Source organism: Mycobacterium sp., from assembly GCF_035640695.1.
Taxonomy (GTDB): domain Bacteria; phylum Actinomycetota; class Actinomycetes; order Mycobacteriales; family Mycobacteriaceae; genus Mycobacterium.
In genome coordinates, this window is record NZ_DASQVQ010000150.1 from 1 (window position 1) to 8,870 (window position 8,870).

Annotated in this window: 7 protein-coding genes and 2 pseudogenes; 4 read left to right on the top strand and 5 right to left on the bottom strand. The window is 64.5% G+C overall.

Going from position 1 to position 8,870, the window contains the following annotated elements; translation table 11 throughout:
• A pseudogene (locus VE759_RS17820) lies at positions 1-199 on the top strand (hypothetical protein); the annotation flags it as partial.
• Between the two features lie 186 nt (positions 200-385).
• Entirely contained in the window at positions 386-1,723 is a 1,338-nt protein-coding gene (locus VE759_RS17825) for an FAD-binding oxidoreductase (RefSeq protein ID WP_324934881.1), read from the top strand.
• A gap of 266 nt (positions 1,724-1,989) precedes the next feature.
• Here VE759_RS17825 and VE759_RS17830 read toward each other — a convergent pair whose 3' ends face one another.
• A complete protein-coding gene (locus VE759_RS17830) occupies positions 1,990-2,253 on the bottom strand; it encodes a hypothetical protein (RefSeq protein WP_324934868.1) in 264 nt (87 codons plus the stop codon).
• Between the two features lie 422 nt (positions 2,254-2,675).
• The gene (locus VE759_RS17835) at positions 2,676-4,049 is read right to left on the bottom strand and encodes a pyridoxal phosphate-dependent decarboxylase family protein (protein WP_324934870.1); all 1,374 of its coding nucleotides are present in this window, start codon (positions 4,047-4,049) and stop codon (positions 2,676-2,678) included.
• 350 nt (positions 4,050-4,399) lie between these two features.
• On the opposite strand from VE759_RS17835, the gene VE759_RS17840 reads away from it, so the two are divergent.
• Complete coding sequence (locus tag VE759_RS17840; RefSeq protein ID WP_324934872.1) at positions 4,400-5,236, top strand: hypothetical protein; 837 nt, start codon at positions 4,400-4,402, stop codon at positions 5,234-5,236.
• Between the two features lie 350 nt (positions 5,237-5,586).
• A complete protein-coding gene (locus tag VE759_RS17845) occupies positions 5,587-6,852 on the top strand; it encodes a hypothetical protein (protein ID WP_324934874.1) in 1,266 nt (421 codons plus the stop codon).
• A gap of 12 nt (positions 6,853-6,864) precedes the next feature.
• Here VE759_RS17845 and VE759_RS17850 read toward each other — a convergent pair whose 3' ends face one another.
• The 3 genes and pseudogenes from VE759_RS17850 to VE759_RS17865 all read right to left on the bottom strand — a co-directional run.
• Complete coding sequence (locus tag VE759_RS17850; protein ID WP_324934877.1) at positions 6,865-7,599, bottom strand: alpha/beta fold hydrolase; 735 nt, start codon at positions 7,597-7,599, stop codon at positions 6,865-6,867.
• Positions 7,600-7,601: 2 nt separating this feature from the next.
• Positions 7,602-8,219 (bottom strand): helix-turn-helix domain-containing protein, encoded by a 618-nt coding sequence (locus VE759_RS17855; RefSeq protein WP_324934879.1) that lies wholly within the window; start codon positions 8,217-8,219, stop codon positions 7,602-7,604.
• A 388-nt stretch (positions 8,220-8,607) separates the two neighbouring features.
• Positions 8,608-8,870: pseudogene (locus VE759_RS17865) on the bottom strand (hypothetical protein); the annotation flags it as partial.

Here is an 8,870-nt window from a genome sequence, read left to right on the forward strand (position 1 = left end):
CGAACACGGCAACCCCCGCGGCGGCTTTGCCTCACACATCGGCAACGGAATGTTCGCGATCGGATACGGCATCCCCACCAATGGCCCACTGCGAGCAATCCGCCTCAACGCCACCCCCCTGGCCCGCGACATCGCGCACTACCTGGCGACAACACCTTCCACCACCATTGACCCGCTGACTGTGCCAGCCGCCGACTGAGCGCCGCCGCTCGTTTCATCGCCGCGAACGACCTATCGCTCTTCGGTCTCACGTGGTGTGGCGAATTTAACACCGCAGCGAAAAGCATGACTGTGCAACACCATTGAACGTTTGACGGCGCTATCTCGTGGGCATAGCAGGTGGATCCACCGCTGGGACGCGTGGCTGCGCAAAAGAGAGGGACGCATGGTTTTGATTTCCGCTGAGAGGAGTTTCTTCCGCGGCGCAGATGGATACGAAACGGCCCGTCGAGAAACGGTGTGGAATGGCCTTCTGCCAGACCGCTTTCCCGATGTCATCGTGCAAGCGCGCGACACCGACGACGTGGTGGCAGCGATCCGCTACGCGCGGGCCAATGGCCACAAAGTCGGCGTACGTTCGGGCGGACACAGCTGGGCGGCCAGTCACCTTCGCGACGGTGGCCTGCTGCTTGACGTCAGCCGCCTCGATCACTGCAGCGTCGACACCGATCGGCTGACCGCCAACGTCGGGCCGGGCAAGATCGCCAGCGTCTTCGCGATGGAACTCGACTCACAGGGGCTTTTCTTTCCTGCGGGCCATTGCGAGGGCATTCGCCTGGGTGGCTATCTATTGCAGGGCGGATACGGCTGGAACAGCAAAGTCCTGGGAATGGCATGCGAGAGCGTGTTAGGACTGGACGTCGTTACCGCCGACGGTGAACAGATCTACTGCGACGCCGAGCACCACCCCGATCTCTATTGGGCCGCCCGCGGCTCGGGACCCGGCTTTTTCGGCGTGGTCACCTCCTTCAAACTGCGGCTTTACCCACGCCCGGCCGTCTTGGGCACCTGTCTGTATCTGTACCCGATCGAGCTCGCCGACGAGGTGTTTAGCTGGGGACGTTCAATCAGTCCCCAGATCGACGACCGGGTCGAACTGCAAATCCTCACCACGCGTAGCTTTCCCGGAGCCGGGCTCGACCACCCGGGCATCGCCATCGCCTCGCCAGTGTTCGCCGATTCCGAACAGGAGGCGGCCAAAGCCCTTGCCGTGCTGAGCACCTGCCCGGTCGCCGATCAAGCGATCGTCAATATTCCGTATACGCCGACCACATTGGCCAATTGGTATGGCGCCATCATGACGAACTATCCCAAGGGGCACCGCTTTATCGCCGACAACATGTTTACCTCGGCCTCGGCCGCCGAACTGTTGCCAGGCATCCGCAAAATCATCGAAACGATGCCACCGCACCCCTCGCACTTTATTTTCACCGGCTGGAAGCCATCCGCGGACGCGGACATGGTGTACGGCCTGGACGACGAGATCTACCTGGCGCTCTACACCGTGTGGCAGAACCCCGCCGACGACGAACGCTACCGCGACTGGGCCGGATCCAACATGGCCGCGATGTCACACCTGCAAACCTGTATCGCGCTCGCCGACGAGAATCTCGGCCGGCGTCCGGCAAGATTTATCACCGACGCGAACATGGCGCGCCTCAATAAGGTGCGCTCCACCTACGACCCGGATGCTCGATTCCACAGCTGGATGGGCCGCATATGAACGGTGACTGCTTGCACATCAATCGTTTTCGCAACTGCATGCCGTGCGGATCGAGGGCGCCGCGGGGCCGCTGACCCATGTCTGTGGGGTGACGATGCGGGGGAGCGTACTTCTCGCCCCGCCAGGCCTCGTGGCGGGACGAGAAATAGCTTCATACATTCAGGCGCGCAACGCCGCTCTCGGGTTGGGACGTGGTCTGCTGCCGCGGCTGTGCGCGGCGATGGACAACGTTCTCGAATAACGCGCGTCACGCGCACCGTCAAGCGCTACCGGTGCCCGCCCCAGGGAAACCAGCCACCATAGCCGCCGTGGTAGTAGCCGCGGTAGTCGCCGCGATAGCCACCGCCATAGCCACCATGATCGCCGCCGTGATCGCCGCCGTGATAGTCAGCGTCCACCGCCGGCGCGCTGGCGATCGTTGCCGACTGAACCCGGCCGGGATCGGCCCCTGCGGTTGGTGCCGCGGCGATAGCTAACGCGGCGGCTCCCGCCGCTAACACTGGGGCGATGTACTTTAGTCCGATTCGCATGGTGGAACTCCTTCGCTTGTTGGCCCTATCCGGGCGGCGTGTTCTCCCAGAAACGCTCTGCGGTGAATATCGGCGAATGTCGTTGCCGCCGCCAGCCATCAATGCTCCCGCCGGCTGGACGTTGCCCGTATCTGGTGGCCCGCAAGAGCACTGTCGATCCGCTCGGGGGTTTCCCAGTGGCGACCGCGTGTTGTCATTTCCGAACTTCCTGGTTGTAGAACGGTGGCAGTTAGTGCCACTAACCTAAACAACGCAACCGATCGCCCGGAGTTCAACGTCGAGGACACCACACATGCAACCCGATGCTGCTTGACACGGGTCGCTCAGGTAAGGCACCACTTCAGATTTGGTGAGAGTGCAGGACAACAAGACCCGGCCGGCCCTGCCGATCGCCAGCGACTGGTCCCCGGCAAAGGCCAGCGCTACCCAGCCACACCCGCGGCGATGGCAGCGATTGAGCGGTCCACGTCATCGTCTGTCGTGCTCCAATTGGAAAGGGACACGCGCAAAACGGATTCGCCCTGCCAAGTGGTCCCACCGACCCAGCAGGTGCCATCGCGCTGGATGGCGGCCACGGCGGCGCGGTTGGCCTCGTCGCCGCCGGGCAGCCGGACGAGGACTTGATTCAGCACTACGTCGTTGAGAACCTCGGCGCCGGGAATCGCAGCCAGCCCCTCCGCCATCCGCCGGGCCTGTGCGCAGTTGCGCTCGACCAGGTCGGCGACCCCGGCGCGGCCGAGCGATCGGATCGCCGCGTAGACGGGTATCGCGCGGGCGCGGCGAGAGCTCTCCGGCACGTAGTTGGTGCTGTCCCGTTGCCCCGGATCGGCGACGAGATACGGCCCGGCAAGTCGCATGGCGGCCAAATGCGCCTCGGGGTCGGCCACGATGGCCATCGCGGAGTCGTAGGGCACGTTGAGCCACTTGTGGGCATCGACAGCCCATGAGTCGGCCCGTTCGATCGCGCGCGTGAGGTGCCGTGTGGTCGGCGCCGCAGCGGCCCAAAGGCCGAATGCACCGTCGACGTGCAGCCACGCGCCATGCTCGGCACAGGCGTCGGCGATCGGCTCGAAGTCATCGAACGCACCCGTGGACACGTTGCCCGCTTGGGCGCAAACGATCACCGGACCGCTGTCGGCGGCAAGGGCGTCTGCGAGGGCATGGGTGTCCATGCGGCCTTGGGCGTCGGCGCGCAGGCCCACGGCCGAACCGGCACCCAGGCCGAGAAGACGCGCGGCGGTATGGATCGTGGCGTGGGCCTGCTGCCCGCAGAGGATACGGAGCCGCGGAGCGCCGATGAGCCCGTCGTTTTCGACGTCCCAGCCGGCGCGCGCCAGCACAGCGTTCCGCGCGGCGGCCAGGCAGGTCGTGTTCGCTCCCTGGCCGCCCGTGACGAAGCCAACGCTCGCGGTCGCGGGCAGGCGCAGCAGGTCGAGGATCCACGTGGAGGCCACTTCTTCGACCGCGGCGGCGGCAGGGGACAGCGAGTGGAAGGCAGCGCACTGATCCCATGCGGATACAAGCCAATCGGCCGCCAGAGCGGCAGGCAGCGTGCCGCCGATGACGAAGCCGAAGTGGCGCGGGCCCGCACTGGCTACGAGGCCGGGTTCGGCGCCGGCAACCAGCGCGTCGATGACGGCGGCGGCTTCCTCGCCTCGTTCGGGCAGCTGCTGTCCGACGGCTTCGCGGACAGCAGCGGCGGCGACGCGGGCCGCTACAGGACGGTCGTCGAGCGTTGCCAGGAAGGCCTCCGCGTGCCGGACGGCGGCGCCAAGACCGGCGGTGCGATCGTGCATTGGCCGACCCTACCGAGACGGTGTTCGACAGAGAAACATCCGACGAGCGCGAACCCGTGGCGCGCTATTCGCGAGTCAGCCGAGTGTGGACCGAATTGCATGCGCCCAAGCCATGGTAGAGCGTCTCACCCGACGCACGTCTTCCGCGTGGCGGCGCTCAAGATTATCCAAAGTGCCTCGTCACGATGGGCATTCGTGGTTCCTCAGCGCGCTATAAGCCGCGGCGTGAGATCGTTATGACGCCTGCTCTTCAATGACGAACAGCATGTGCCCGCTCCCGATCCGGGGCGTCCAACGGCACACACGGATAGGTCCTGGGATCAAACACGTTGTCGCGGAACAGAGGTAGTATGGGGATTTCCAGTCGGCTGACGGCAGCGTTCGTTGCCGTCCCGGCGGCTCTATCGGTGATCGCGACGATGCCTCACCTCGTTTCCGACAACGAGCAAAGCGTTGACGGCAAGCGCCGCACGCTGAACATCGAACAGTGGGACACCTTCCGCAACGGCAGGTACCCATTGGACAAGAAACGGGCGGCGCGACGGGGTTTCAACTTCGCGGTGGCGTCTACCCTTACCCAAGGAGTTGTGATGAGGACGCTCACGGTTGCCTGGTTACGTTGGCGACTGGTTCAAGTCATCGGACGAAATCCGCTGGTGCGGACGACCGACCAGATTGAGGCTGCGCTGATCGCGTTGGCGGTGGCAGTCTCGCTCGCCGCCATTGCGATCGCCGGGGCCGTCGGCGCGTCGGTTCACGAACAACGCGGCCGCACTTTTTCCGAAGAGGCGCTAACCCGCCACCGGGTCGCCGCGACCGTGACGGGAGAATCCGTGGCTTCCTCCGACGCGCGACAACCGGTGACCATCGTTGGCGCCCGTTGGCGTGTCGGCGACACCGAGCACACCGGCGCGTTCACGTGGGATCATCCCGTCAACGATGGCCAGCGCATTGATATTTGGATCGACCAGCTCGGAAATCACGTCAACCCGCCGACGCCGACGTGGCGAGCCGGCGCCGACGCCTTGGCCGCCGGCGTGTCACTATGGTTGCTTGTGACCGGTGTCACGGCGGGGCTATTTGCATCCATCCGACCTTGGCTCATCCGTATTCGTTACAAGGGCTGGAAGCGTGGCATCACCGCCTTGGTCGACGACGATGGTGGCCGAACGAACCATCGATCATGATGCGACAGGTCGCGGCGCTGGGTAATCCGCGTGGCGTACCCGGGCGTTGAATGACTCAATGTAGCCGATTCGCCAGGGCTACCGGGCGGCATGAAATGCAGGCGGGCGTGTTCGCCGGCTCAGTCCACCATTGCGGCACACGCTAATTCGGGTCGCAACGCAGCACGTCAGGCAGTCGCCGCGGTTAGCGGTTCACGCGATCCAGTTCGGAGATGGACCAAACGGCCAGGTCACCGAGCTCTCCCTAAACGGCCCACAGGTCCCGCGTGTTGGGATTCGGGGCGCTTCGTCATGGGGCCGTTACGGCACTCTCAGCGCGGGCTCAGCGAGATGTCTATACGGTCGGCGGCGTGACTGAGACAACGAAAGCCAACGGCGTCAAGACCGAGCGTGTGCTGCTGAGCAAGGTGCCAGAGGTAACGGTGTGGTTCTGGATCATCAAGATCCTGTGCACGACCGTGGGTGAGAGCTTCGCAGACTGGATCAACAACACTTTGGGTGTTGGCCTGAACGCGACGGCGCTCATCTTTACCGTGGTCCTTGCCGCGGTTCTGGTATGTCAGCTGCGCCTCAACCGCTACGTCCCATCCATCTACTGGCTGACGGTCGTCGTGCTTAGCGTGACTGGCACGCTCTACACCGACATCCTCACGGATAACCTGAACGTTCCACTCGCCGTGAGCACGAGCGTCTTCGCGGCGGTCCTGGCCATCGTCTTCGCCGTGTGGTACGCGCGCGAGCGGACACTTTCGATCCACAGCATCGTCACGAGGCCGCGAGAGTTGTTCTACTGGCTCGCAGTTCTGGTCACCTTCGCCCTGGGTACGGCGGTCGGTGACTGGACGTTGCAGCTGACTGGCTGGGCACCTGGTGTGTCGGTGCTTCTGCCTGCTGGCCTGATTGTCTTCATCGTGATCGGCTGGCGGCTGGGCGCCAACGCCGTGCTGTCCTTCTGGCTTGCCTATATCCTGACCCGCCCGCTGGGGGCGAATCTCGGCGACTGGTTTGCTTCCCCATCCACCAGCGGTGGCCTCGGTTTGGGTTACGGCATCACCAGCGCGATCTTCCTCACCGCGATCCTTGCCACGGTCGTGTACTTAACACGCACCCGCGCCGACGTAATCGAAGAGCATAAGCCGACCCCGACGCCGACCGTAACTCCGCGCCCGGTTCGCGAGCGGATCATGCTCGGTTACTACGCCGTAGTCGCTGTGGCCACTGGCGTCCTGATGATCTGGGCCGCCGGTAAGCCGCACACCACCACGGCGAGCGCGGCCGGCGCGGAGGAAGCCGATCCAGCGCCCGCGTCCGCCCCACTCAGCCCGGGGCAGGCTGTCGCGCATTTCCCGGCGGCAGACATGGCAAACTTCCGCACGATCGCACAGGACACGCTTACGAAGGTCCAGGCCGGCGACCAGGCAGGCGCGAGAAGCCGCGTCAAGGACCTCGAAACGGCTTGGGACTCCGACCAGGCGACACTGCAGCCGATGGACGGAACCGCATGGAACGGCCTCGACGGGCAGATCGACAGCGTCCTCAAGGCGGTGCGCGCCAGCAAGCCCGACCCGGCGACCGAAACACAAACTCTCACCGCCCTGGTGACCGCGCTTCAGTGAGCGCCCCGCCGACTAGTCGCGTCCTGCCTCGATGATCTTGTCTGCCAAGCCGATTGGGTTGGTGAAGATGGCTTCGTGACTGCCAGGCATTTGGACGAGCCGGAACGTTCCGAGTCGACTGGACATCCTGGGATGCCAGCCGGTGTCACCGGGTGGCAGCACCATGTCCTCTGTGCCCACCAAGAAGCTGCGCGGTGTCGGTAATTGGTGGAACCGCTTGAGGTCCATCGGCTCGACCCACGGACCGTACGGTTCTGAGGACAGCTGCTGGTAAGCCGACCGAACCAGGTCAGGGTCGCCGTCATTGATGAAGACATCGCGCCAGAGTTCGAACGGCATGGTGAAGGTGTTATCGGCGGACTCGGCCGCCATCTTGGTGACCCACTCGGTGTCGAAAGGCAATGCACCGAGCATGGTTTCGCCGTCGTTGAGGACGAATGCACTCCAAAAAACGAGACGCCGGACGCGTTCGGGGATGGCCTCGACCACCTTGCTGATGATGGGGCCCGCAGCGCCGTGGCCGACAAGCACGAAGTCGGTCAGGTCCTTGGCCGTGATGAAGTCCACGATCGATTCGGTCTGTTCGGCGTGGGTAACGTTTTTGGGGACGCCTTTGCCGTGCCCGGCCACCGTGGGGCCGTAGGCAGAGTGGCCGAGGTGCTTCAGATGCTCGATGACGGGCCGCCAGGCCGAGCCGTCGTGGTACCCCCCGTGAACAAGTACGAATGTGTAGCTGTCGCCGGCCATGGCTACGCCTCCGAACCATCGTTTGTGAGCAATTGGCGTAGGACCAGGCGCGTGGTTCGCACGATGGCGTCGTGATCCAGATGCGGATTGTGCACGGCTCGAAAGATCAGTCCCCAAAAGGTGGCGGCGATCGCCTCGACCCGGTCGGCGACCTCGCGCTCACTGAGGCCCGCTAGCCGTTCCGAGACCAGCCGGGCCAGGCGACGGCGGGAGCCCGCATCCGCCGAATGCAGCTTTTCCGCGATCCTTGGATTTCGCGCTGCCTCGGCGAGTATTTCCAGCCGCAGTGGCGTTCTGTCGAGGTCGAGGCGGTCCACTGCATCGTCGATCCGGTCCATGAGCGCAGCCAACGCATCGTCGCCGGCGTAGAACTCGTCGAACATTCCAGGCAACTTCTCCACCTCGCGGTCGACGAGGGCCTCGATGATGGCGTCCTTGTTCTCGAAGTAGTGATAGATGTGGCCGACGCTCATGCCCGCCCGCTTGGCGAGCTCGGCCACGCTCGATCCATGAAATCCGCTCTGGCCGAATAAGTCTGCGGCTGCCGACAGGATCTGGTCACGCCGAGCACGGTTGCGCTGCATCGCGGCGGACGGTGTGGCCTGTGTAGCTGTTTGCATGGGTTTCCTTTGTGGCGTCGGGACGCGGTTGCTTTCGCCCTTCGGGCGGCTTGCCGGCTTGACGATGAAGCCAGCCTAGCATAGATTGAACGTTCATCCGAGAATGAAGGTTCAACCAACCGGCGGTACGCTACTGCCATTTCGTGTATCCGGTCGGCGACCCGCACGCGGTGGCCGCCGTCGCGGTATAAACGCGCCTGGGGCATCGGTCGCCACATCCAAGCAGCCAGATCCTCGACTGCCGCGCGACCCGGACCACACGCTAGAACCCGGCTGGGCGCCGCTGACCGCCTCCGGGCTTGCCCAGTGGGGACCGTAGCTCAGTCGAATATTCCTTGACGCCAAGCTGTCTTCGCGGCTGATCGGCGACGCAGCCGGGTAAGGCGGTTCAGAAATTTGCGCTGCGCGGTGTCGCTGCGTGCGTGTGGTCGGCGGCGCCGAAGATTGCGACGGCCACCGCCCCCAGGATCGCGCCGACGAACGCCACCGCCACCAGCCAGCCCAGCCCGCGTTCAGCGGTGTCACCAAGCAGGATTACGCCGGTGATACCGGGCACGACCGTCTCACCGACAACGAGAGCAGCGGCGGCCCCGTTTACCGAACCGAGTTGCAGCGCCACGGTAAACAAGTAGAAGCCGCCCAGACCGGCGA

Excerpts from the sequence above, each read along its gene's own strand:
- VE759_RS17825 (WP_324934881.1), top strand. The coding sequence starts at position 386 with ATGGTTTTGATTTCCGCTGAGAGGAGTTTCTTCCGCGGCGCAGATGGA.
- VE759_RS17830 (WP_324934868.1), bottom strand. The coding sequence starts at position 2,253 with ATGCGAATCGGACTAAAGTACATCGCCCCAGTGTTAGCGGCGGGAGCC.
- VE759_RS17835 (WP_324934870.1), bottom strand. The coding sequence starts at position 4,049 with ATGCACGATCGCACCGCCGGTCTTGGCGCCGCCGTCCGGCACGCGGAG.
- VE759_RS17840 (WP_324934872.1), top strand. The coding sequence starts at position 4,400 with ATGGGGATTTCCAGTCGGCTGACGGCAGCGTTCGTTGCCGTCCCGGCG.
- VE759_RS17850 (WP_324934877.1), bottom strand. The coding sequence starts at position 7,599 with ATGGCCGGCGACAGCTACACATTCGTACTTGTTCACGGGGGGTACCAC.
- VE759_RS17855 (WP_324934879.1), bottom strand. The coding sequence starts at position 8,219 with ATGCAAACAGCTACACAGGCCACACCGTCCGCCGCGATGCAGCGCAAC.